This is a genomic window from Plesiomonas sp. ISS29 (assembly GCF_056522795.1).
In genome coordinates this window covers 1,121,885-1,146,839 of sequence record NZ_JAWRZQ010000001.1, presented here as the reverse complement: position 1 = coordinate 1,146,839, position 24,955 = coordinate 1,121,885, and the positions used below count along the sequence as shown (strand labels likewise).

Here is a 24,955-nt window from a genome sequence, read left to right as displayed (position 1 = left end):
ATGTAAGTAAGCGTATTTTTGTAATACACTTCAAATTATAAAACCCTATATACAGTATCTTGCTTATTATTTTGTGAGCCGCATTGGTATCTTTTTTATGAAAATCCTCCACTTTCTGCTCGGCCTATTTGTTGTTTTTGTTCTCGCCCTGCTTGTCAGCAAAGATCGTAAACAGATTAAAGTCCGCTATATCATTCAGTTGATTGTCATTGAGCTTTTCTTATCTTATTTTTTGCTGCACTCGTCAATCGGGCTAGATCTGGTCACCGGTTTATCTGATGCTTTCAATAAATTGCTGGCGTATGCCGCTGACGGCACTAACTTCGTATTTGGTGGCTTACTCAATGTCGGCGAATTCAGCTTTTTCCTGCAAGTGCTGATGCCCATCGTGTTTATTTCAGTATTGATAGGAATCCTACAACACATCAAAGTATTGCCAGTGGTGATCCGTTTTATCGGAATATTACTGTCAAAAATCAACGGCATGGGAAAAATTGAATCATTCAATGCGATCAGTGCCATGATCATTGGCCAGTCAGAGAACTTCATTGCCTATAAAAACATCCTCAGCCGGATCTCAGAGCGGCGCATGTACACCATGGCAGCAACTGCCATGTCGACCGTATCCATGTCTATCGTCGGCTCATACATGCAGTTAATTGAACCGCGTTATGTTGTGGCCGCACTGACTTTAAACATGTTCAGCACCTTTATTATCTTGTCAGTCATCAACCCGTATGACAGCAATGAAGAAGATGATCTGATGGAAATAGAGTCAGAAAATAGATCACTGACCTTCTTTGAAATGCTGGGTGAATATATTCTGGCCGGTTTCAAAGTTGCGGTAATCGTCGCGGCTATGCTGATTGGTTTTATTGCGCTGATCTCAATGATTAACCACATTTTCAGTGCGTTGTTTGGGATAAGCTTCCAAAACACGCTCGGCTACCTGTTCTACCCAGTCGCTTGGCTGATGGGCATTCCGCATACCGAAGCACTGCAGGCAGGCAGCATTATGGCCACAAAACTGGTCACCAATGAGTTTGTTGCGATGATGGAGCTTAAAAAACAAGCCATCGAATTATCACCACATACCGTTGGCGTTATCTCTATTTTTCTGGTCTCTTTTGCCAACTTCAGCTCTATCGGGATTATTGCCGGAGCAGTCAAAGGGCTAAACGAAGAGCGCGGGAATATGGTCTCACGGTTTGGGTTGCGTTTATTGTACGGCTCAACGCTAGTCAGTGTACTTTCCGCCATGATTGCCGGATTGATGCTATAAAATAACCATTTCGTTGAAAAATAAGCCAAACGGCTGTATTAAACGGGATTTATTGCAAAAGGGTGTTGACTCAAAAGCCTAAAACCCGTTTAATACGCCCCACAACGCGCTGCCCGGATAGCTCAGTCGGTAGAGCAGGGGATTGAAAATCCCCGTGTCCGTGGTTCGATTCCGCGTCCGGGCACCACTTCTCATTGTCACTCAGTGAACTGAGAAATTGGTTAAGCGTTGTAAGCTGTGAAAACAGCAAGAATAATTCCTCCTTAGTTCAGTCGGTAGAACGGCGGACTGTTAATCCGTATGTCGCAAGTTCAAGTCTTGCAGGAGGAGCCAAATTTATACGTGCTGCCCGGATAGCTCAGTCGGTAGAGCAGGGGATTGAAAATCCCCGTGTCCGTGGTTCGATTCCGCGTCCGGGCACCATCGCGTATAAGTGTACAAAATTCAATTCCTCCTTAGTTCAGTCGGTAGAACGGCGGACTGTTAATCCGTATGTCGCAAGTTCAAGTCTTGCAGGAGGAGCCATACAGAAAAGCCCTGCTCATTGAGCGGGGTTTTTTTTTGCCTGTCCCTCACCTTTTTGTGCTTTCCTTTCCCCTACGCTGTTTTTTCTACAATCTGTTCTATTCTCTTTTCTGCTGATATGTTCTGTTTTCTGTCTACTTTCTCTTTATCTACTTTTCGTGAAATTCTATACGGTTAAACCCGATAAAATGCCACAGACTTACTATATTACCGACATATCGTTTTATCTCTATCCAACCTCTTATCAATTATTCTACGTCCATTGAATTTTATGCTTTACGCACAAAACCTCTTTGCCTTAGTATGCGCATTGAAGACATTTATATTCACTATTAAGCATTATTATTCAAATAAAAATCTAGGATACGGAATTCATGAGCGAGCCTGTTGCTGAGAACAAATTGGGCGGCACTGCCAGCCGTTGGCAAATGCCAGATACCTTGGTCATTATCTTCTTTGTTGGGATCCTTGCTGCGGCGCTGACCTATGTAATTCCAGTAGGTTCATTCCAAAATCAGGAAGTGCACTATGTGATTGATGGTGCAGAAAAAACACGCAAAGTGGTTAACCCTGAATCATTCGCTTATGTAACAGATGCCGCCGGTGATACCGTTTATCAGCCGATTAAAGTGTTCGCCAGCGGCGGAGATATCGGTTTACTGAACTTCCCATTTGAAGGGCTGGTTTCTGGTGATAAATGGGGATCGGCGATCGGCGTTATCATGTTTATGCTGGTGATTGGCGGTGCATTTGGCATTGTTATGCGTACCGGCACTATCGATAACGGCATTTTGCGGCTGATCGATAAAACCAAAGGCAACGAGCTGCTGTTTATCCCCGTCATGTTTACGCTCTTTTCACTGGGCGGTGCGGTATTTGGGATGGGTGAAGAGGCGATTGCGTTTGCAATTATCATTGCCCCGCTGATGGTGCGCTTAGGCTATGACAGCATCACCACCGTGATGGTGACCTATATCGCCACTCAAATCGGCTTTGCCACTTCGTGGATGAACCCGTTCAGTGTTGCCATTGCGCAAGGTATTGCCGGTATTCCAGTGCTTTCAGGTGCCAGTGTGCGGATTGTACTGTGGTGCTTGTTTACGCTGGTTGGTATGGCCTTTACCATGCGCTATGCCGCTAAAGTGCGTAAAGACCCTACATTATCTTACAGTTATCGTACCGATGCCCATTTTCGTAACCAAACTGCCGAGCTGCGCGACAGCCGCTTTGTGCTGGGTGATTGGCTGGTATTGGCGACCGTTATCGGGGTAACTGTTTGGGTTATCTGGGGCGTGGTGGTTCATGCTTGGTATATCCCTGAAATTGCTTCACAGTTTTTTGCCATGGGCTTAATTTCCGGCCTGATCGCCGTGGTCTTTCGCCTCAATAACATGACATTAAATGATATCGCCTCTTCATTTCGTGAAGGTGCGGCAGTGATGATTGCCCCTGCCCTGCTGGTTGGTCTGGCCAAAGGGGTGTTGCTGATGGTTGGCAGTGGCGGCACTGATGAGCCGAGCGTGCTCAACAGTATTTTGCACAGTGCCTCAGGGCTGATTGGCGGCATGCATGATTCAGTTGCGGCATGGTTTATGTTTACCTTCCAGTCTGTGTTTAATTTCTTTGTAACCTCGGGATCAGGTCAGGCTGCACTGACGATGCCGCTGATGGCACCACTTGGTGATTTGGTTGGCGTGAGCCGTCAGGTTTCGGTACTGGCTTTCCAGCTTGGCGATGGTTTTACCAATGTGATTGTACCTACCTCGGCCTCACTGATGGGTACGCTGGGTGTCTGCCGTGTTGACTGGGGCGATTGGGCGCGTTTTTGCTGGCGCTTTATGCTGCTGCTGTTTGTTATGGCCAGTATCGTGGTTGTGTTGGCTCAGTGGTTTGGCTATAGCTAATACCGCATCATCAATGGCAGGCTATCCATGATCGGCCATGATTGGGTAAGTTTGTCTAATTAATATGTTGGGTAGATGTACCAGATAACGATATCAGATAAGCATATCACGTAAAAATATCGGCTATTAATACCGTAAGATGCAAGGTGTCTTACGGTATTTTTTGTATCCACCTTTTTATATTCACATCTTCATCTCTCTACGTTTTGTATCCACCCTATGATTATCGACGCTAAAGTCAGCCGATGATCTTGATAACGCAGACTAAGTGCGGGTATCGTGGGTGGATAACGTATTACTGACGGAACACTGACTGTTATGTCTGCAACCTGTTTTACATCCGATATTATTGACGGTAAAAGGGTCATCGCGCATTTAAATAGCGATGATTTACCGGCAGGAAAGCACCAATTCTACTTCCGGCCACTGGATATGGCGACCGGCCAAGGCTGGTATATTCCTGTGACCGTATTTAAAGGAGTGCAGCCGGGTAAACGCCTGTTGGTCACCGCCGGTGTGCACGGTGATGAGCTGAACGGCGTGTTAACTGCGCAGCAGTTAATGCGCTCGTTAGAGACCGCCACACTAAGCGGCACAGTGACGATTGTTTCGGGTGTAAACTTGCCCGGAATTTTGGGCAGCAGCCGCGATTTTATTCCCAATGATCCTGATGCCTCTCCGGTGAATTTGAACCGTTTGTTTCCCGGAAATCATCAGCACAACACGGCGGCTGGCCGCTATTTAGCCAATTTGTGGGATCATCTTTTCACACCGAATGCCGATTTTACGGTCGACTTACATACGCAAACCCGCGGCGCAGAATATCCGCTGTATGTATTTGCCGATTACCGTATTGACCAGTGTGTGCGTATGGCCCGCCTAATGAATCCTGACTGTATTTTGGATGATCCAGGCGATCCGGGTGTGCTGGAAACCGAGTGGAACCGCCGTAATGTGCCTTGTATTACTGTAGAGGTCGGCACAGCTAAACGTTATCAGCCCGATATGGTTAACCGCAGTGTAGAGGGTATCGAAAATATTTTGCGTGCCGAAAGCATGTTGGCCGGTACGGTGAATAGTTTTGTGGCCGAACACTGTTACGAAGGCACTAGCACAACCACATTGCGCGCCAATAGCAGCGGTTATGCACTGCCACAAGTACAGATTGGCGATGCGGTGTTTGCCGAGCAACTGGTGGCGATTCAGTGGGATGCTTTTGGCAATGAAGTGAAGCGCTATTACGCACCTCGTGCCGGACAGGTATTGAGTATTAATAGTGACCCGCTGCGTGAAGCAGGCAGTTTATTGGTCAGAATTTTACACCGCAGTTGATTTTTTGCGCGCTAGCGATGAAAAAAACACCGAACACACTGTTTTCGCTGATTTTTGCATTTTTATCGTTGACAGAAAAGCTGAAAAACCGTTTAATACGTCCCACGAGCTGCCCGGATAGCTCAGTCGGTAGAGCAGGGGATTGAAAATCCCCGTGTCCGTGGTTCGATTCCGCGTCCGGGCACCACAAGATTTACGCTGGCTTAGCTCAGTAGGTAGAGCAACTGACTTGTAATCAGTAGGTCATCAGTTCGATTCCGATAGCCAGCACCATATAAGAAAGCCTCCAGATATCTGGAGGCTTTTTTGTTTCTGCTTTATCCCACCCATTTAACCCCTGTTACTTATTCAAGCTATTCACGACCAACAAGTACGCAAGGGTTAGCGATAAACGCCTCTTTTTTTGCCTTACGCCACTGTTTAATTCGGTACTCTATCTGTAATGCACTGCGTTGATTATCAGTTTCCTGCTTCCAGACCAGTGTTAACGGCCCTTTACCACGCAACGCTTTAGCCCCCTTTCCCTGCTGATGCTGCTCTACGCGGCGTGCCACATCGGTTGAAATACCGGTATATAAGCGCCCGTCGGCCATTCTGATCATATAAACCGACCAGATTACCGCCGGTAAGAGTGGTGCTTGGCCTATCTCTGGCAAACATTCAGATGCAGTACTCTGCTTGAGAGTCTGAGTATTGGTAGTATTGGCGTCAAAAAAGGTCTGTGCTTCTGGCATGCTGAGGGGGTCACTGTGAAGTTGTGATTCATCAAGTTGTATCATACACACAAAAAACGGCTATAAGAGCCTCTCAAGTACCATAAAAAATGCCCTTCGATAGGAAGGGCATTGTGAATGCAATATCAGTGTTAGCCAATATAGAGCTAACTAAATATGGCTGACTGACTTATTGTTTGATCATATACCCATAAGCGCGTTGTGTGCCGTCAGGCTCTTGCTGGATATACACCCCTTGCAACTCAGGTGAAAAACCCGGCAGCAGGTTAATCCCCTCTTCCAGCGCTAAGAAGTAACGCTGCGCAGCGCCGCCCCACACTTCACCCGGTACAACACACAGTACACCCGGTGGATAAGGAAGCGCGCCCTCAGCAGCAATACGCCCTTCAGCTTTGCACAGTGCCACCAGTTCAACGTTACCGCGCACAAATTCAAGATGAGCATCCTGCGGGTTCATCATCACTTTCGGGAAATGTGACTGGCGGAACATCTCTTTTTGCAGCTGTTTAACGTTATAGCTGGCGTACAAATCGTGCATCTCTTGGCAGAGCTGACGAAGGGTGTAACCGCGATAACGGGCTTCGTGCGCACGATAAATGCTTGGCAGCACATCACAAAGCAGTGCATCTTCGGCAACCAAGTGCTCAAAGCGGGCAATCTGGGCAATCAAATGCTGCATTTTAGCCAGATCTTCTGCCGGTGTGAGTAAAAACAGAATCGAGTTTAAATCACATTTTTCAGGAATAATGCCGTTTTCGCGTAGGAAGTTGGCCAAAATGGTCGCCGGAATACCAAACTCGGTATATTCACCGCTGGCAGCATCAATACCCGGTGTAGTCAGTAGAAATTTACACGGGTCAACAAAGTATTGGTGCGCGGTATAGCCCTCAAAGGCATGCCATTTTTCATTGGGCACAAAATCGAAGAAACGCAGATCATTGGCCATGATATCAGTATCAAAGGTTTCCCATTTGCGCCCGTCAATCATTGGCGGTACAAACGGTTTGATCATACTACAGGTGTTGAGCAGCAGTTTACGCGCTTCGATACCGGTTTTAACGCAGTCCATCCACAAACGGCGGCCACTTTCGCCGTCGTGCATCTTCGCGTTGACATCCAGCGCAGCGAACAATGGATAGAACGGGCTGGTTGAGGCGTGCATCATAAACGCATTGTTAAAACGTTTATGGTTGCAGTAGCGATCTTGCCCTTTAATGTGGCGATCTTTTTTATGAATTTGCGATGTTTGTGAGAAACCAGCCTGCTGTTTATGCACAGATTGGGTCACGATAATGCCCGGATCATTTTCATTCAGATCAAGCAATAACGGTGAGCACTCTTTCATCATCGGGATAAACTGCTCGTAACCCACCCATGCAGAGTCAAACAGAATGTAATCACACAGATGGCCAATAGTATCAACAACTTGGCGCGCGTTATAAATAGTACCGTCATAAGTACCGAGTTGAATAATCGCTAAACGGAACGGGCGCTGAGCGGCGGCCTTTTCCGGTGCAACTTTTCGGATCTCATCACGCAAATACTGCTCATTAAAACAGTGCGCATCAATGCCGCCGATAAAGCCAAACGGGTTACGAGCCGTTTCCAGATAAACCGGTGTTGCACCAGCTTGCAACAGTGCGCCGTGATGGTTTGACTTGTGGTTATTACGATCAAACAAGACCAAATCACCGCGCGTTAATAGCGCATTGGTTGCCACTTTGTTTGAAGCTGATGTTCCGTTAAGCACAAAATAGGTTTTATCGGCATTGAAGACTTTTGCCGCATGTTTTTGTGCTGCACAAGGCGCGCCTTCATGGATCAATAGATCACCGAGCTTAACGTCAGCATTACACATATCTGAACGAAACAGTGTTTCGCCAAAAAACTCAAAAAACTGACGGCCCGCCGGATGTTTACGAAAGAACTGCCCGCCCTGATGCCCCGGGCAGGCAAAGGTTGAATTCCCCATTTCTACATACTTTTTCAGGGTATTAAAAAATGGCGGAAGAAGCTCCTCTTCATAACGGGCTGCCGCTGATTCAAGTTGTTTACCGTAAAAATCAGTGCTCTCTTTGCCCAGTTCAAACACACTGTGAACCTGTGGCAAGACATCGGAAGCGAGCTCTTCACCCTCATGTACCACCGCAAATGCCGGAATAGTTAAACCGGTGTGGTGCAACTTATCTAATATGCCTTGTTCAATATCATCGATAGAGACAACCACCGCGCCAATATCGGAAAAATCGGTATTCTCAAGTGAAGTAATTTCACGTTCACTATCAAAGCAGGATAGAGTACTTTCACTGGCCGCTATTTTTAATGATTTCATAGTATGATTAACCGTATGATATTTAAAATCATGATATTTAAAATCATGATATTTAAAAATATAGACAGATGCTCTGGTGTTAACTTCAGTTAACAATCAAAAGAAGAACATATGCCGCAGATGAGTATTACGCCAGCGTGTAAGAATATTGTGATGTGCCATATTTAACCTCCCTCCCTACCTAAATAAATATTTACACACATAAATACATGTAAAACAGCATCGTTTAACTACAATTATTTATTGTGTAATTGGCAGACTGGATCAATTGTCTGTTTATTCAATTAATCCCAGAAAGATAATAGGGTACACGATAATCAGCACCTGGCTTCTTATCAATATTCCACAGTGTTACCTGCAAATGAAAAATGCGTATGAAAAGTAGCTCCGGTATACAGGCATCATTAAATGCCTTGTCCGGCGGATATGTTTCATGATGGATAACCCTTTCACATCCCCTCCTGAACACTTTTTCACGATATATGTGTAGTATATACACGATAAAATCAAGATTATTTACCTAATAACCGGTAGCCGAAAATTCGCCAATATGCGATCACATGCCATAAACCATATGGTTTACTTTGTGATACCAAGTAACTGCAACAACAGCAATAATGGTGTAGCTACGCTTTATGCAACTAGGCTATAGCGTGGTATCTTACGGATTACCCACCTGATTAATTTGATGGTGATCACTTTCTTGCCGATTACGTTCAACATTTACACCGGCTGTGAATCGCATCACGAATAAATAAAATGGACAAAAAAGTATATTTAAATACGAATAAACAAACAAGATTACGGTTTGAAATAATCAGCAAGAGACCGTTATGCAATATTTGTAGGTTTAGTGGTTATTCAATAATAAGTGTAAATTTCAGAGGGTGCCCCCTCTGAAAATAAATAACCTTAATAATTACAGCACTAATATGCACTGAGATACAAATTTTTACTCAGCACTATTCCACGCGGGCTGACTTGCGGTAAACCCTGTAACGTAGCACTGACTAAGCGGGTTTTCGTATCATGAAATACCGGAACTAACGGTGTAGATGTTAATAACAGCTCTTCTGCTCGGCGATATAATACACCACGCTTATCAGCAGCAGCCGATTGTGCATGATCCAAAATAAGGTCAAACTCTTTATTACAATAACCACTTAAGTTGGCCAAGCTGTAACAACGAAAATCATTCAACAGTGCCGACGGTTCGTTATAGTCACCATAAATATAGGTGGCAACCGCATCATAGTGGTTGGTGTAACGCGTAGCACGAAAAGCCGGATCAGTGAGGCGATTCATCTCAACTTTTACGCCGATCACTTTCCACATTGAGGCTACCGAATTCACCAAGCGCTCTTGTTCATCATCATCACGGTATGACAAGGTAATTTGCAGCGGGTTATCCGGCGTAAAACCGGAAAGCGCCAGCAGTTTACGCGCCTGATCCTGACGTAAACGGAATGGATCATTGGCAAACTCAACGCTAACCGGAAGGTATTGCGGCACATTATCGGGGATCACGGTATAAGCCGGTTTGACCAGCTGACCACTGAGCGTATCTGTAACTAACTCACGGTTAACCGCCATAGAGAGCGCCTGACGCACATTTTTATCAACCAGTGGCGGGCGGCGGTTATTCAGACTTAACTGGTATAACCCGAGCAAATTAAACGGGCGCAGTGATTCGGGAACGCTGTTTTGAATCGCCCGATACTGGCTTCCGGGTATGCTGTCAGTCATGTGCAACTGGCCATCATCAATGTGCGCAATATCGGTTTTAACAAACGGTTTTGGCAGGTAAATCACACTGGTCAATATGGTCTTGCTACTATCCCAATAGTGGGTATTTTTGTTCAAGTGCAATGATTTACCATTCGCCCACTCTGCCAGCATAAACGCGCCGTTGCTGAGAAACGGGGCTTGCGGGTAACTGATACCCTGCTTGAGTTGTTGCAACGGGGCCGGCATGAAGGCAGGTAATGAGAGCATTGACATAAAAAACGGCATGGGTTTATCAAAGGTCACTTTCAGCACTTTTGGCTCTAATGCACTGATACCGAGTTTATCAGGGCTCAGTTTGCCGCGGCCAATCAGATCGGCATTCGCAATACCGGCTTCGGCCATATAATTTCGGTTACTCAGGCGGGTTTTCGGGTTAACCGCGCGCTGCCATCCGGCGACAAAGTCAGCGGCTTCTACCGGCGAACCATCAGACCAGCGGGCGTTTTCGCGCAGCCAGAATGTCATTGATTTTCCATCCGGTGACGTAACCCAGCGTTCGGCTTGTGCCGGTATATTTTCGCCGTTATCGCCCTCTTGCACCAAGCCTTCAAACAGATCGGAAAGTACCGCCTGTGTGGCAAAATCCGCATCGGCAATATTGGGGTCGAGCATCGAAGGGTCTTTCCCGTTTGCCCGCACAACCACTTGCAGTTTGGCAAGGTCGGTGCCCAAAGGAACATCTGCGGCAACCGCGCACAGGGGCAACATTACCCCCAAAAGCATGCCAAACGTTGTGTTCATTGCATCTCCTCCCTGAAAAGTCTTCATTTTATGGATGAGCGATAACTTAATCGCCGCCAATTACCCAGTTTTGGATCAAGCTAGCAAAACACTGCGCTTGCTTTACAGTGGCATACAGTCAGAAAAAAAGCCTGCTCGGAAAAGAGCAGGCTTTTGTTGATGTTGCTACTGACGTTAATGTTTATGCCGATGGCAACACGGGTCAGACCACCGATGAGGGTATGGTTTTCTCGCGCACGGCATCTTCCTGTAAGGCCTGATCCAGCGCATGGCCTGCGGCATCCGGTGAATCAGTGTTTCGTGCTAGCAGTGCATACATAGCCGGTACGATATACAAGGTCAACACCAGTGCGATACTCATGCCAAAGACCACGACAATACCAATCGCCTGCCGCCCTTCCGCACCTGCACCGCTGGCAACAATCAGCGGGATCCCGCCGATAATTGCGGTGAGCGCAGTCATCATTATCGGGCGAAAACGCTTTTCAGCGGCCTCTAAAATCGCGTCGGCAAAGCGATAGCCGTTATCCCGCAACTGGTTAGTAAACTCGACCAATAAAATGCCGTTTTTAGTCACCAACCCGACCAGCATGATAAGCCCTAGCTGGCTGTAAATGTTCAGCGACATACCGGTAACCCACAGACCAAACAGGCCACCAGCGATACCGAGCGGAACGGTCAGCATCACCACAAATGGGTGTACGAAACTCTCAAATTGTGCGGCTAAGAACAGGTAAACCACCACCATCGCCATGCCGAAAGCAAACATAATATTGCCCTGATTGGTGCGGTATTCGAGTGATTCACCTTTGTAGTCAATAATTGCCTGCGGAGGCAGTAAGGTACGTGCCTGCTCATCAAGGTAATCGAGTGCCTGACCGAGATCGTATCCTGCAGCAAGGTTAGCCGACAAGGTGATCGATTTATTTCGGTTATAGTGATAATAGGTTGATGCAGAGGCTTTTTCCTGCCCACTGATCAGGGTTGATACTGATACTAACTGGCCGTTTTTTGCGCGCAGATAAATCTGGGCCAAGTCTTCAACACCACGGAAGTTTTGTTTTAAACCGCGCAAGTACACATCAAACTCTTCGCCATCTTTGGCAAAGGTGGTCACGCTCTCTCCGCCAAGTACGCTTTGCAGTGTGCTGGCAATATCGGATACCGAAATCCCCAGTTGGTTAGCCAGTGCGCGATCCACTTCGAGTATCATCTCTGGGGTGGTTTCACGATAATCAATGTCAATATCAGTCAGCCCCGGATTAGCACGGGCAGCCTTTTGCAGCGTTTCTATCCACCCTTTAAGTTGTTCGTAATCTGGCCCACCGAGCACAAATTGCACCGGATTATCAGAGCCGCCACGTAAGCTAGACGGCAATACCGGCACGATGCGCATGCCCGGAAGATCGCCGGTGGCTTTGGCGATAAACCCAACTAAGTCTTCGGCTTTTTGGCTGCGTTGATCCCACGGTTTCAAGGTGATCATCGCCATACCGCTGTTCACGCCACCGCCAAAACCGGGGGTACGTACGGTGATATTCTCTGCAATACCCTGGTCCAATAGCGGTTGTAAACGCTGCTCTAACTCGATCATATTACGCTGCATCAGCTCTGGGCCTGCACCTTCAGCGGCACGGGTCATCACAAAAATACTGCCCCGATCCTCTTTGGGTGTCAGCGCCTGTGGGATCTGTTGATACAGCAGGTAACAGCCGCCAATCAGCAGCAACATAACTATCGGTGCCCACCACGGATGGCGCTGGGTAACTTGCAGTGAACGGCGGTATTGCGCTGATGACCAGCTCACGGCCTGCCCGAATGAACGGGTCAGCCAGTTTTGCGGCATCTGTGGTCGTAACAGTTTTGCGCACATCACCGGTGTCAAGGTCAGTGCGATAACGCTGGAAAACACTACTGCCGCACTAAGCAGCATGGCAAATTCAGCAAAAATACGCCCGACCGTGCCAGTTAAAAACAATACTGGTACAAACACGGCAACCAAAACGGCAGTAGTGGCAACTACCGCAAACCCGACCTCTTTGGTACCATGCCATGCAGCGGCCAGCGGCGAACGCCCCATTTCAACGTGTCGGTGCACGTTTTCGAGCACCACAATGGCATCATCCACCACCAAACCTATGGCTAAGACCAGTGCCATTAAGGTGATAAGGTTAATTGAAAATCCGAAAACCAGTGCCGAAATAAACGCCGCGACTAGTGATACCGGTACGGTAATGGTCGGGATCAGGGTGGCACGCGGGCTGCCCAAAAACAGGTAAATAGTGAGGATAACCAACCCAGCGGTAATCGCCAGTGTGCTGTATACCTCATCAATGGCGCTTTCAATAAATTGGGCACTGTCAAAGCCGATGCTGATCGATACCCCTTGCGGCAGGTTGGCTTTCAGGCTCTCTAGTTCGGCTTTCACTTTTTCGGTAACCATCACGGTGTTCGATTGTGACTGACGTACAATCCCCAGCCCAACCACGTTTTCACCGTTGGAGCGATACAGCGAGTCTGAATCGCGCGCGCCCTCTTCAATGCTAGCAACATCACTTAAATAGATGGGCTGGTTGGCATCACCACGCACCACTAAGTGGGCAAAATCATCCACCGAGTTAAATGCGCGGTTAATACGGGCTGACATCTGTAAATCAGCAGTGCGCAACTCTCCGGCCGGTTGCTCAACGTTCTCTTTGCGCAGCGCGCTGTCAATATCAGCGACAGTCACACCGCGGGCGGCCATCGCTGCCGGATCAAGGCGGATATTCATCACCAAATTTCGATAGCCCGACATGTTGACAGAGCTGACACCGTCAACCAGCAGCAGACGCTTCTCTAGCACTTCGGTGGCATAACGCGACAGTGCTACCGGATCCATCGTCGAGCCGGCCAGTGAGATCCACATGATCACATCATCGTTGTTGCCGGATTTCGAGACAATCGGTGTATCGGCATCATCCGGCAATTTGCGGATGGCGCGCGATACCGCTTCGCGCACATCATTGGCGGCATCGTCAAGCTCACGGCTTGCAGAGAATTCAACGTTAATGCTCGAACGGCCGTAGCGTGAGCTAGATTGAATCGAGCTTAGCCCTGACAGCCCCGATAGCTGATCTTCGAGCACTTTGGTAACTTGGCTCTCCATCACTGCGGCCGATGTACCGCTATAAGAGGTGCTGATGGAGATAATCGGTTTTTCGGTTTCCGGCATTTCACGCACTTCAAGCTGCTTGAATGAGACCAGACCAAAAACCACCATCAGTAAACTGATAACTAGCGCCAGCACGGGGCGGCGCAAAGAGATATCCGCTAACTTCATGGTTTCACCTGCTCGGCCGGATTAGAAGAGTCGGCAGGGGTTGGTTGCGCCGAGGCAGGTGTTAACGGCTTGGCATCCACCTCCATACCGCTGCGCAATTTTACCGTGCCATCAACCACCAGCAGATCACCGACGTTCAGGCCTTTTGCCACCGCAACCTGATCATCATAAATACGTTCTACCTGAATCTCACGCTGAACGGCTTTGCCGGCTTCAACCACAAAAACATGCCGCTGGTTGCCCTGAAACAGCAAGGCCCGTGATGGGATCACCGGCAGTTTGCGGGTATCGAGCGTAATATTGGCTCTGGCCAGCATACCCGGACGCAGCAACTGCTGCGGATTGTCAAAACTGACCCGCACTTTGCCGTTGAGCGTGGTTTCATCAAGCCGTATATCTTTATTGACTACTTTTCCGGTAAAGGTCTGTTGCGGCAAAGCGTCAGTGGTGGCAGACACCGGTGAGCCGATACTCACTTGTGACAGGAATTTTTCCGGCACGCTGATATCAAGGGTCATTTGCGCCAGATCATCAAGAGAGGTAATCACAGTATCTTTGCTGATCAACTGGCCCGTTGTCAGGGTATATAACCCCACCTGACCACTGAACGGCGCAGTAATTTTGTAGTTATTAACGGTAGCCTGTGCAGAAGCGACCTTGGCTTTGGCAACCTGCACCGCAGCACGCTGTGATTCTAGCTCGGTATTGGATACCGCTTTGAGCGTGGCTAAACGTGATAACTCTTGCAGTTTACGCTCGGCATCCAACGCATTGGCCTGCGCTTCTGCCAGTGCCGCTTTGGGCTGTGCATCATCTAGCTGTAACAGCCATTGCCCTTGCTTCACTTGCCCGCTCGGCTGCATGTTAATGCCGGTGAGAGTAGCTTCTACCTGTGACTGTAAGCGGATACCCTGACGCGCAATCAGGTTGCCAATCAATGGCAACTGACGGCTCAACACCCGCTCGGTAACAGGCTCAACACTTACCACCACAGCTTTTGCCGCACCATTTCCGTTAGCCGGCCCACTGGCTCCGGCGGTATGGCTTAACAGGCCAAAAATAATGGCGACACTAAAACGGGTAAGATTGCGGGTAACACCTGTTATTGCAGTCATGTTTTGGGTATCTCGATCCATAAATAAACTCAGGCGACAGTTTACCGTGTGTCGCCCGAGATTTATGTCAAGATATGTAAACGTTGTGCAAAGTATTAAAATTACAGCTGATTAAATGGCTCTGCGTAAGTTACTTGGGTGATAATCAGGTCATCAGGCTGGTTAAAACTGTCAAGTTTAAGCAGTTGAAAAGCGTGCTGATATTCAGCCCACGGGCAGGGCAGTTGTTCGGCACTGATCGGGCTAAAACCAAAACGGTGGTAATACGCCGGATCACCGAGCACGACAACAGCACCATACCCAAACTCATTAAGGCTGTTTAACCCCTCTTTAATCAGCGCCTGACCAATGCCCTGACGCTGATAAGCTGCATCAACCACCACTGGCGCCAAGGCAACCCAGTGATAATCATCACCATTAAGCAACAAACGGCTAAACGCAATATAACCGATACACTGACCGCACTCGTCTACCGCCACCAGCGAAAGGGTTAATTGCCCATTTTCCCGCAGTTGATTGACTAAATCAGCCTCTACCGTGCTGGGAAAGGTGCGGGATAACAGCGCCGTAATCTGCGGCGCATCAACCGGTATTTCAACTCGAATCAGCATGATGTTATCACCTGTGCCGTTGCGGTATTTTTTGCCGATGCCGCCTGAGCCATCCCGCGCTGAATAAACTGTGCCAGATGCTGCAGCGCCATCTGCAAGGGTTTTGGCATCAGTGTCATATCCATCGCATCCAACAGATTTTTCACATACAGCCCCAGTTCGGTATCCCCTTCGATCACCAAGCGGCGCTGGAAAAATAGGGTGTCTGGATCTTCACAACGGCCGGCAATTAAGATCAAATCATTGGTTTTACCGCGAAAGGTGACATCAGCTTCGGCATGCGGAGCCACCACCAAGCGATCACCCTGCACACTGATAAACCAGATCAAATTCAGATCTTCAACGTCCACTTTTAACCAGCGCGACTGTAAAAACTCCAGCTCACCATCTTCCATTGCCTGATTAAACATCCAACCAAGCAGCTGTTCAAGGGCATGCTTTTGCACCCCAAATGGCACCCACTGTAACGGCATCCGTAAAAAACGGGGCGCATCATTGACTAAGCGTGCAGGTAATTGCGTCAGCACCTTGACCTCTCTGTGGTTTGTTTCTAGAAAGTTAACCTTAACATTTGCATTATCGCCTCTATTGGCAGCTATTTTCTGATAAAAATAGCCACTGAAGCCTGTTGCCGATTTTATCGCAGACAATCTTTGCGCATAGCGGCCTGCATCAATAAAATTGAAATTTCGCACCATGTCACGAATATGACATTTAGAATCTTCCTTATCGGCAAATCACATATTAATTTATTCCACAGCAGGCCGCTAACCTACTGACCATAAGTAATTAAAACGATAAAAAAATCGGTGTAACACCTCTTTTTCAGCGCGTAACACTTAACATTGCCGCGATTTCGGCAATTGGGGATATCTGCATGCCGCTTTCAACGTTGACAGCTCACATAACTATGCTGACACAGCACAGTTCATTTATGTTTGCTGTTTTCGATTTACAACTTAATATTCAAATGGTTAATAATCAGTTTTGTACTGTATTAGGGAAAGATGCCCCCTCACTGACCTCCCAACCGCTGTCGCGCGCGCTCTCTCCAGCTCTGTTTCAGTATCTTTCCCCTTACTTTGTCCGTGCAGAGAAGGGAGAAACTGTGTATGGCGAAGTGATGTCTTCAGGGGATAACCACCCCTACAGCTACCATTTTTGCATCACCCCCGCCATGAATGCTGACAAGCAGATACAAGGATATTTGCTGCAGGGCTGTGATATTACCGAGCGCCACCGCCTGCTCGATACCCTGCAAGAGACACAGCGTTACTGCCACCATTTAACCGCCATGCTCGATGACGGTATCTGCATACTCGAAGAGGGGGTGGTTGTCTCGGCCAATGAGTCTGCCGCCACCATGCTGGGCGTTGCCAATGCTGCCGCGCTGCTTTCACACCCGCTGCATGATTTTTTGCGTGATCCGCACTCCGGCAATATTCCCGAAAATTTACACACCAGTTTTCAGCATTGCCAGACACTGGCGCTGAACAGCGCCCCGCGTATCGGCCCACGCAGACGGTTAAGCTTACAGGCGGCCAATATTATGCAGATGGGCAACCCCGCCCAACTGGTGATGCTGCGTACAGAAGCGCGGGTAAAAGATGAGCAGCAACAGCGCGATCCGCTAACCGGCCTGCTCAACCGCCACAGCACCCTGCGCCAGTTACAAAGCTTGATCCGCCACAATACCCCGCTCTCAATGCTCTATTTAGATCTGGATAACTTCAAAAATATTAATGACTCACTCGGCCACCATATTGGCGATAAAGTGCTGATCGAGATAGCCGGACGCCTGCGCAGCCAGCTACCTGAGAATGCCGTGCTCGGCTATTTCGGCGGCGATGAGTTCGGCATTATCTTACCCAATACCGCCAAAGAGGCGGCCAAACAGTACGGCAACAGCCTGATCCGCGCCATCCAGCACCCGCTGGATCTGCAACAGATGCGTAAACAGCTCTCGTGCTCCATCGGCTGTGTCAGCTTTCCGGCCGATGGCAGTGAGGCGCACCATCTGCTGCAACATGCCGATACCGCCATGTATGATGCCAAAGCACAGGGGCGCAATCGGCTGGCCTGCTATCAGGCACAAATGAACCGTGAAGCGCGCTTACGTTTGTGGCTGGAAGTTGAGCTGCAAAAAGCGTTAGCCCGTAATGAGCTGGATATCTATTTCCAGCCGAAAGTGAATACGCGTGATTTTCGGATCATCGGCATGGAAGCGCTGGTGCGCTGGAAACACCAAAGCGAAGGCTTTATCAGCCCTGCCCGCTTTATTCCCGTAGCTGAAAAAGGCGGATTGATCGACTGGCTCGGGCGGGTGGTGATGGAAAAAGTGTTTGCAACACTGCAGCGCTGGCTGGCACAGGGGTTAAACCCGGGCCTAGTTTCAATTAACTTATCACCGCAGCAGTTTGCTAATCCGGGGCTGTTTAACGAAGTGCTGACACTGCAACAGCGCTACCAGATCCCGCCGCAACGCATTATCCTTGAAATTACCGAAAACGCGGTGATGACCGATCAGGATCATGCTGCCAAATTGCTCAATGATTTCCGACAGCACGGCTTTGTGCTCTCCATTGATGATTTTGGTACCGGTTACTCCTCACTCTCTTATCTGGCAAACTTCCCGTTTGATGAACTGAAAATTGACCGCGGTTTTATCCACGATATTCTGCACAACCCCAAACAACTGGCAATTGTTGAAAGCATTATTAATCTGGGTAAATCGCTTAATATGCATGTCATTATGGAAGGGGTTGAAACCCACGAAGAGGCCACACTGATTGCCGGATTAAACTGTGACGGTATTCAGGGTTATCACTTCTTCAAACCAATGCCTGAAGCACAAATCGAACAACTGCTGCAACCGACATTAACCATACTCTCAGCCGGCTAATCGGCTGCAATTTATCGTGTCATCGTCAAAATACAGCGTGCTATTAGGCACGCTGTTAGCGGCAATATCCCTGTGATAAATAGCCCCACGCTAAGGCTAAAGCCCTAATTATTTTTCGTAAACCCTCTCAGTTACTGTTGAATATCAATATTGTGCGAAGATAAAGCCCTTAGGATCAGGACTTTGTCTTTTTCGTCAACAGGACGTCTTTCACATGGAATTGCTTTGCCCCGCCGGTAACCTTCCCGCACTGAAAGCGGCGGTCGATAATGGCGCAGACGCGGTTTATATCGGCTTCAAGGATGACACTAACGCCCGCCATTTTGCTGGGCTGAACTTTACCGAGAAAAAACTCGAAGAGGCAGTGAGCTATATCCGCCGCCATCAGCGCAAATTGCACGTGGCCATCAACACCTTTGCTCACCCCGATGGGTTTGCCCGCTGGCAGCGCGCGGTTGATACCGCTGCACAACTGGGGGCCGATGCCCTGATTTTGGCCGATATCGCCATGCTTGACTATGCCGCCGAGCGCTATCCGCATATTGAACGGCACGTCTCGGTGCAAGCCTCGGCCACCAACAGCGAAGCCATCCGTTTTTACGAGCAAAATTTTGCCGTTTCACGCATTGTTCTGCCACGCGTACTGTCGATTCATCAGGTAAAACAACTGGCGCGCAACAGCAGTGTACCGCTAGAAGTGTTCGCTTTTGGTAGCCTGTGCATCATGGCCGAAGGGCGCTGTTACCTCTCTTCCTATCTGACCGGTGAATCACCCAACACCGTTGGCGCATGCTCTCCGGCACGCTTTGTACGCTGGCAGCAAACCCCAAAAGGGCTCGAGTGCCGTTTAAATGATGTACTAATAGACAGCTATGCCGACAACGAACATGCCGGCTACCCGACGCTCTGCAAAGGGCGCTACCGCTGCGACAACACGCATCAGGAAAAAAGTGCGCTCTACCATGCACTAGAAGAGCCGACCAGCCTCAACACCCTTAGTCTGTTGCCTGAACTGTTTGCCGCCGGCATCGCCTCGGTGAAAATTGAGGGCCGCCAGCGCAGCCCGGCCTATGTCAGCCAGATCACCAAAGTGTGGCGGCAAGCCATTGATGCCTATAAGGCTGACCCGCAAAATTTCACCGCCCAACCGCAGTGGATGCAGGCGCTTGATGCCGTATCCGAAGGCCGCCAGACAACCCTCGGTGCGTATCACCGCAAGTGGCAATAAAGGGAGTTCCACACAATGAAATATGCATTAGGGCCAGTGCTCTACTTCTGGCCAAAAGCACAAATGGAAGCCTTTTACACCGCCGCCCAGCACGCTGATGCCGACATTGTTTACCTTGGCGAAACCGTCTGCAGTAAGCGGCGCGAGCTAAAAGTGCAAGACTGGTTTGCACTGGCCCGTGAGTTGGCCAGCAGCGGTAAACAAGTCGTACTCTCAACCATGGCGCTGCTCGAAGCGCCCTCTGAAATAACCCAGATGCGCCGCCTCATAGATAACGGCGAGTTTTTAATTGAAGCCAATGATCTGGCTGGCGTAACCTTGGCTGCCGAAAAAAAACTGCCCTTTGTCGCCGGCCCTGCGCTGAACTGCTACAACGCATACACCCTAAAAATTCTACACCGTCAGGGCATGAGCCGCTGGTGTATGCCGGTTGAGCTTTCACGTGATTGGCTGCAAAACCTGCTCGAGCAGTGCCGTGATATCGGGCTGCAAGACAAGTTTGAAGTGGAAGTATTCAGTTACGGCTACCTGCCGCTGGCGTACTCCGCTCGCTGCTTTACCGCACGCGCCGAAGACTTGCCAAAAGATGAGTGCGCCACCTGCTGCATCAAATACCCCAATGGCCGCGCGCTCTACTCACAAGAAGAGCAAAAAGTCTTTACATTAAACGGGATACAAACCCAGAGCGGCTACTGTTACAACCTCGGCAATGAGCTTAATGCCATGCAGGGGCTGGTAGATATTGTACGGCTCTCGCCACTGGGGTTAGATACACTCGATATGCTGCGCCGTTTTCGTGCCAACGAGCAAGGGCAACAACCGCTGCATCTGGAAGCCGAGCACGACTGTAACGGCTACTGGAAAAAGGTGGCAGGGTTGGTGTTGAGCGAATAGCGGACACTGATTGAAGAGTTGCCATTGGTATAGTTGCTATTGATAACGAAAAACCCTACACATTTTCATGTATAGGGCTTCTAGTTAAAAAAATACCGCGTTAAACGCGGTATTTTACTGAAGATAGCGTAATTATAATTAATTACAGATCACGCACACAAGCTACACCATAACCAATATTACCGAACATATAGGTGCCGTTCTTAGGAGCAACAACTCTGTACTTGCCGGTCACGGGGTCAGTATCACTAACAACAAACGAGCCTGAGGCATTAAACGAAATGCTTAGTAACTCACTATAAAGAACGCCTAAAACCGAGCGATCTGAATTTGCTTCTCCGCCGGGTCTTGGCGCTGAAACCGTTGTCACCTCAGCAAGAGTTGGTACTCTTGCCCCGTTTCCTATTGCGTTACAATACGCAATAGCTTCTGGTATCGAATGATACTCATGGGGATTCAGATCAAACCATTTTTCGGTTGTGAAAGTATAACTAACGCTTTCATTTACACCTTCTACATGTTTTTTACCCGTAATAGTGACCGTTGTACTACCCGAATCGGGCATCCGCACCATACTAAATTGGCCAGTGGTAGGATTAACAGTTACCCAATCTTGATCGGCTTCCCATGTATAGTAACTATTATACTTACCCGATGGTGTTCCATTGGCTTCGGTGAAAAACTCTATACCACCAACATTAGTATTTAATGCTCCTGTTTTTGGGTATCCTGCCGTTAATGGATGTCTGTGTCCGCTCGCACCATTGTGCTTGCTCGCTCCAACACTATTCAATGTAGGGTCAAACACTTGGCCATCAGGGTTTATCTGAGTGATGTCATTTCCCTGCGATTGTGCCATAGCACTATTCACCGCCAAAGGCCGCCCTTCTGTAGCTAACCCGTTGATCGGTTTTACCGACAATTGCATAACCTTACCGAGGTCTTTGCTCTCTATCTTATAATTACCTACTGCATTTCTGCTCGGTACTTCATTCTGAGCCGAGAATGAGGCGGTTGTACCTTTATAACCCCACTCAAAATGCGATTTATCAGTATCATCACCGCCGTTGTGTTGAAACTCATAAGTACCTTTTAGGGTATTCCCCATATCCAACATACCGCTAATACGTAGGTTGGTGATGCTTGGCACAATACTCGGATCAGCCGTTACCGGGCCACTGGTTATTGCTGTTAATGGCTGAGCTGCAGCAATACCTTTTGCGTTCTTTGCCTTAGCTGAAAGCTCAATTGTTTTACCAATATCACTGGCATCTAATGGCCGCGGAGCATCTATACTCTCAGAGGTAGTAATAGTGCTTGGGCTACCTAAACTTTCCGTATCGTCTGATTCATAACCCCACTGGTAGATTGACTGGTCAGTGAGGTCACCGTTTTGTGGATCCCATTTGTAAGTAGCACTCAGCGTGTTACCCACTTGTAGATCGCCATTAATGACTAAATCGGTAATCGCCGGTGGACCATTTGGATCCATCACTTCGCCACCAGGTGTGCCACCATCAGTTCCATTACCGTCACTGCTCGGCACGCTGTTCACGGTGTCATCATTACCCGTGACATCTAAGCCATTTTTGGCTTGCACATACACCGACATCACATGGCCGATATCATTACTCTCTAAGGTATGTGCAGGCACTTTTTGGCTTTCTACCACAGTATCTACTGGGTTTAGGCCCGCATGGTTACCATTAACCCAGTGCCCCCACTGATACTGTGATTTATCCTGTTTATCACCGGTCTGCGGATCCCAAGTATAGGTTGCATTAAGCGCCTGCCCTACTTCGAGTGTTCCTGTCATCGTGAGGTCTTTGATCAATGGCTTACCGTCAGGGTTAGTCACTTCACCCTCTGGGTTTCCACCATCGGTACCATTGCCCTCTTCGTCGCTCATGCTGCTATCTACAGTGGCGGTATTCCCTGTAATATTCAGAGCATTTTTAGCTTGAACCGAAAGTTTAATCACCTTTCCGGTATACTTATCCGGATCATCGAGCTTCAGTGCCGGTACTTTCTCTGATATTTGGATATCAGCACCTTTACCATTCTCTACATCTGTCGCAGTGTCATCTTCTTTAACACCCCACAAGAAGTTAGATTTATCAGTAGGTTCACCACCATTAGCATCCCACTTATAGGTACCATCAATGCTCTTACCTATCTCTAAAGTACCGGTAATAGTCAGCTCAGTAATTTTTGGCCCCATAGCAGGGTCAATGACTTCACCTTCAGGTGTTCCACCCTCGGTTTCGTTACCTGTATTGCTTTCCATACTGCTATCAACAGTCAGGACTTTATCCCCTTTTATATTCAGACCATTTTCTGCCTGAATCGACACCTCTTTCACTTTACCGGCATCCGCGGCAACTAAGTCAATCGCCGGGATCACGCCCGAGGTTTCAATATCTTTGCTCTGCTTTAATTCTGCTGTTTCGCCTTTATTGCCCCACTGGTAATTTGACTTATCCGTGCGCTCACCGCTGTTAGCATCCCATACATAGGTTGCTTCTAGCTTTTGGCCAATTTCCAGCTTACCGCGCATTTTCAGATCAGTTACAATCGGCGCAGCGGTGTTATTGATGGTCACTTCTACATTGGTGCTATCAGTGTTTGATTCGTTACCTTTGTTATCAACCGCTTTAGCAACCAGGGTATACAGGTTCACGCCTTCGGCCTGATAAGCTGGCAGTGTCACTCTAAACTGGCTATTACCTTGGGCTGCGCGCGATGACAACGGGGTAATTTTACCGCCCGCAGCAAAGAACTCATTGCCTTCCCACTCGATGCGATCAAGTGGATATTTTGAGGCAACATTCACCACCAGTTGCTGCTCGGTAATTTCCGGCCAACTGTTGAATTCATCAACCACATCGAGCTTTAGTAGCTCTTGTTTACGATATTCCAGTACGATGTTGTTGTTACGATCAACTAAGTCATAACGGCTGCCGGCCAACGAGCGATACTCCGCCATTGAAGCGCCATCAAGCTGCTTGTCTAAGCTCTCACCTAAACGATAGTTGAACTCAAGGTTAAACTGGGTATCACCCGATTTGCCCTTCTCTTTGGTGTAATCAATACCGGCGGTCACCAAAGGAATTGGGGTGTAGTTAACTCCGGCTGTCATCGCATACGGGTCTTTTTGGCGATTATCGGCATCTGACAACGCCACTTCTTTACCAAAATACTGCTCGTACTTGAGCTTGCCACCCAGTTGTGGATGCGAGGGTAAGTAAGCTTCGGCACGCAGATCAAAACCATTCGCTGCACGCTCGTCGTAATCGACCAATTCGTCAGAGGCTTTCCAGCCGCTTAAGCGCATATAACCGTTGGCAGAGAGTTTTAGGAAATCACGCCAATACTCAGCCCCCACGCCCATACGGGTGTGGCCCGCTTCAATTTCGTGATCCAAAAATAAGTTGTAGCCGAGCATGTCTTTATCTTGCGCATTAAAATGGCGCTGACCTAAACCGGCATTGACGGTGGTGCGATCTTCTTTGTGGCGCAGGCCCAGCTGAGTAAATGAGAAGGTCTCAGGGGTGTCTTTAAGGCTTAATAACAGATCAGCTTCTGAATCGGTCAGATTAAAATCGTCATCAATATTGATGCTGACCTTGGCTGTACCGTACTGTTTTAGCCACTCTTCAACAGATTGATTCGCCTGTGAAACGGCAGCCGAGCGTAGGCTGCTGCCCACTGAACCGGTCGCTAATGTGGTTGCAGCTTCTGCAATCAATTTTTCGGCATCTCGTTCCATTTTAACGGCAATGCTGTGTGCAGGTTTGCGCTCACCTAAACGCAAATCAGGCACTAATAAGCTATCGCCAATACGCAATAAATCTAATGACTTATCTTTATAAGCCTCACTGTTGAGTTTTTTTAACTCTTCCAGTGTTAACCCAAACTGCTTGGCAATAGAGAGCGCGGTATCACCTAATTGCACTTGATATACTACAAGCGCCTCGGTTTGCTGCTTAGAATCAGTAATGGCCGCATATACAGCGGGTGACAGGCTTAATGAAACAGGCAGTAATGCTTGAACAGCAATATTAGCCCACGCCATTAATGCAACAGCACGATTGGGTGTTGTCGTTAATTGAGTCGTTTTCATAATAGGAGTAATACGAGCCTAGAATAGTAGATAAATAGTCACAGAATAAATATGTAAATATTAAAAACCACTCACCCATCTGATGATTTATTGGCCTTTAAACACCGTTATTTACAAGAGTT

The 24,955-nt window shown here is 48.2% G+C and carries 15 protein-coding genes and 6 tRNA genes; 12 read left to right on the top strand and 9 right to left on the bottom strand.

Translation table 11 applies throughout. The features are described from left to right. The first annotated feature begins 97 nt into the window (after positions 1 to 97). The 9 genes from AC1HDJ_RS05100 to AC1HDJ_RS05060 all read left to right on the top strand — a co-directional run bounded on the left by AC1HDJ_RS05100 (position 98) and on the right by AC1HDJ_RS05060 (position 5,316). Positions 98 to 1,282, top strand: a complete 1,185-nt coding sequence (locus AC1HDJ_RS05100; RefSeq protein WP_479533895.1) for a NupC/NupG family nucleoside CNT transporter — start codon at positions 98 to 100, stop codon at positions 1,280 to 1,282. Positions 1,283 to 1,393: 111 nt separating this feature from the next. After that, positions 1,394 to 1,469, top strand: a tRNA-Phe gene (locus AC1HDJ_RS05095). Positions 1,470 to 1,539: 70 nt separating this feature from the next. Further along, a tRNA-Asn gene (locus AC1HDJ_RS05090) sits at positions 1,540 to 1,615 on the top strand. A 14-nt stretch (positions 1,616 to 1,629) separates the two neighbouring features. Further along, positions 1,630 to 1,705, top strand: a tRNA-Phe gene (locus AC1HDJ_RS05085). Between the two features lie 26 nt (positions 1,706 to 1,731). Beyond that, positions 1,732 to 1,807: transfer RNA gene (locus AC1HDJ_RS05080), tRNA-Asn, on the top strand. Between the two features lie 428 nt (positions 1,808 to 2,235). Further along, a complete protein-coding gene (yfcC, locus tag AC1HDJ_RS05075) occupies positions 2,236 to 3,711 on the top strand; it encodes a putative basic amino acid antiporter YfcC (RefSeq protein ID WP_479537012.1) in 1,476 nt (491 codons plus the stop codon). Positions 3,712 to 4,029: 318 nt separating this feature from the next. Next, positions 4,030 to 5,043 carry a succinylglutamate desuccinylase/aspartoacylase family protein gene (locus AC1HDJ_RS05070; RefSeq protein WP_479533893.1) on the top strand — a complete coding sequence of 338 codons (1,014 nt, stop codon included), beginning with the start codon at positions 4,030 to 4,032 and terminating at the stop codon, positions 5,041 to 5,043. 111 nt (positions 5,044 to 5,154) lie between these two features. Continuing rightward, positions 5,155 to 5,230, top strand: a tRNA-Phe gene (locus AC1HDJ_RS05065). Between the two features lie 10 nt (positions 5,231 to 5,240). Then, positions 5,241 to 5,316: transfer RNA gene (locus tag AC1HDJ_RS05060), tRNA-Thr, on the top strand. Positions 5,317 to 5,396: 80 nt separating this feature from the next. Here the strand turns inward: AC1HDJ_RS05060 and AC1HDJ_RS05055 are convergent. From AC1HDJ_RS05055 to ubiT, 8 genes are all read right to left on the bottom strand, one after another. Continuing rightward, the gene (locus AC1HDJ_RS05055; protein WP_479537010.1) at positions 5,397 to 5,645 is read right to left on the bottom strand and encodes a GIY-YIG nuclease family protein; all 249 of its coding nucleotides are present in this window, start codon (positions 5,643 to 5,645) and stop codon (positions 5,397 to 5,399) included. A gap of 301 nt (positions 5,646 to 5,946) precedes the next feature. Then, positions 5,947 to 8,109 carry an ornithine decarboxylase SpeF gene (gene speF / locus AC1HDJ_RS05050; protein ID WP_479533891.1) on the bottom strand — a complete coding sequence of 721 codons (2,163 nt, stop codon included), beginning with the start codon at positions 8,107 to 8,109 and terminating at the stop codon, positions 5,947 to 5,949. A gap of 351 nt (positions 8,110 to 8,460) precedes the next feature. Then, positions 8,461 to 8,562, bottom strand: coding sequence for a leader peptide SpeFL (speFL, locus tag AC1HDJ_RS05045; RefSeq protein WP_479533889.1), 102 nt, complete (start codon positions 8,560 to 8,562; stop codon positions 8,461 to 8,463). A gap of 474 nt (positions 8,563 to 9,036) precedes the next feature. After that, on the bottom strand, positions 9,037 to 10,638 hold the full coding sequence (locus AC1HDJ_RS05040) for a peptide ABC transporter substrate-binding protein (protein WP_479533887.1): 1,602 nt from the start codon (positions 10,636 to 10,638) through the stop codon (positions 9,037 to 9,039). Positions 10,639 to 10,840: 202 nt separating this feature from the next. Further along, complete coding sequence (locus tag AC1HDJ_RS05035; RefSeq protein ID WP_479533885.1) at positions 10,841 to 13,960, bottom strand: efflux RND transporter permease subunit; 3,120 nt, start codon at positions 13,958 to 13,960, stop codon at positions 10,841 to 10,843. Continuing rightward, positions 13,957 to 15,075 (bottom strand): efflux RND transporter periplasmic adaptor subunit, encoded by a 1,119-nt coding sequence (locus tag AC1HDJ_RS05030; RefSeq protein ID WP_479533883.1) that lies wholly within the window; start codon positions 15,073 to 15,075, stop codon positions 13,957 to 13,959. The genes AC1HDJ_RS05035 and AC1HDJ_RS05030 overlap by 4 nt, the downstream gene beginning before the upstream one ends. A 101-nt stretch (positions 15,076 to 15,176) precedes the next feature. Continuing rightward, positions 15,177 to 15,686, bottom strand: a complete 510-nt coding sequence (locus tag AC1HDJ_RS05025) for a GNAT family N-acetyltransferase (RefSeq protein WP_479533881.1) — start codon at positions 15,684 to 15,686, stop codon at positions 15,177 to 15,179. Next, on the bottom strand, positions 15,680 to 16,213 hold the full coding sequence (gene ubiT, locus AC1HDJ_RS05020) for a ubiquinone anaerobic biosynthesis accessory factor UbiT (RefSeq protein WP_479533879.1): 534 nt from the start codon (positions 16,211 to 16,213) through the stop codon (positions 15,680 to 15,682). Before ubiT ends, AC1HDJ_RS05025 begins: the two co-directional genes overlap by 7 nt. Positions 16,214 to 16,620: 407 nt before the next feature. On the opposite strand from ubiT, the gene AC1HDJ_RS05015 reads away from it, so the two are divergent. The 3 genes from AC1HDJ_RS05015 (at position 16,621) to AC1HDJ_RS05005 (ending at position 20,710) form a co-directional block, all read left to right on the top strand. Continuing rightward, positions 16,621 to 18,588 (top strand): sensor domain-containing protein, encoded by a 1,968-nt coding sequence (locus tag AC1HDJ_RS05015; protein ID WP_479533877.1) that lies wholly within the window; start codon positions 16,621 to 16,623, stop codon positions 18,586 to 18,588. 214 nt (positions 18,589 to 18,802) lie between these two features. Beyond that, entirely contained in the window at positions 18,803 to 19,816 is a 1,014-nt protein-coding gene (gene ubiU / locus AC1HDJ_RS05010; protein ID WP_479533874.1) for a ubiquinone anaerobic biosynthesis protein UbiU, read from the top strand. A gap of 15 nt (positions 19,817 to 19,831) precedes the next feature. Further along, positions 19,832 to 20,710: a U32 family peptidase gene (locus AC1HDJ_RS05005; protein WP_479533872.1), complete on the top strand. Its 879-nt coding sequence runs from the start codon at positions 19,832 to 19,834 to the stop codon at positions 20,708 to 20,710. 142 nt (positions 20,711 to 20,852) lie between these two features. Here the strand turns inward: AC1HDJ_RS05005 and AC1HDJ_RS05000 are convergent, their stop codons facing one another. After that, entirely contained in the window at positions 20,853 to 24,833 is a 3,981-nt protein-coding gene (locus AC1HDJ_RS05000; protein ID WP_479533870.1) for an inverse autotransporter beta domain-containing protein, read from the bottom strand. Positions 24,834 to 24,955: the final 122 nt, after the last annotated feature.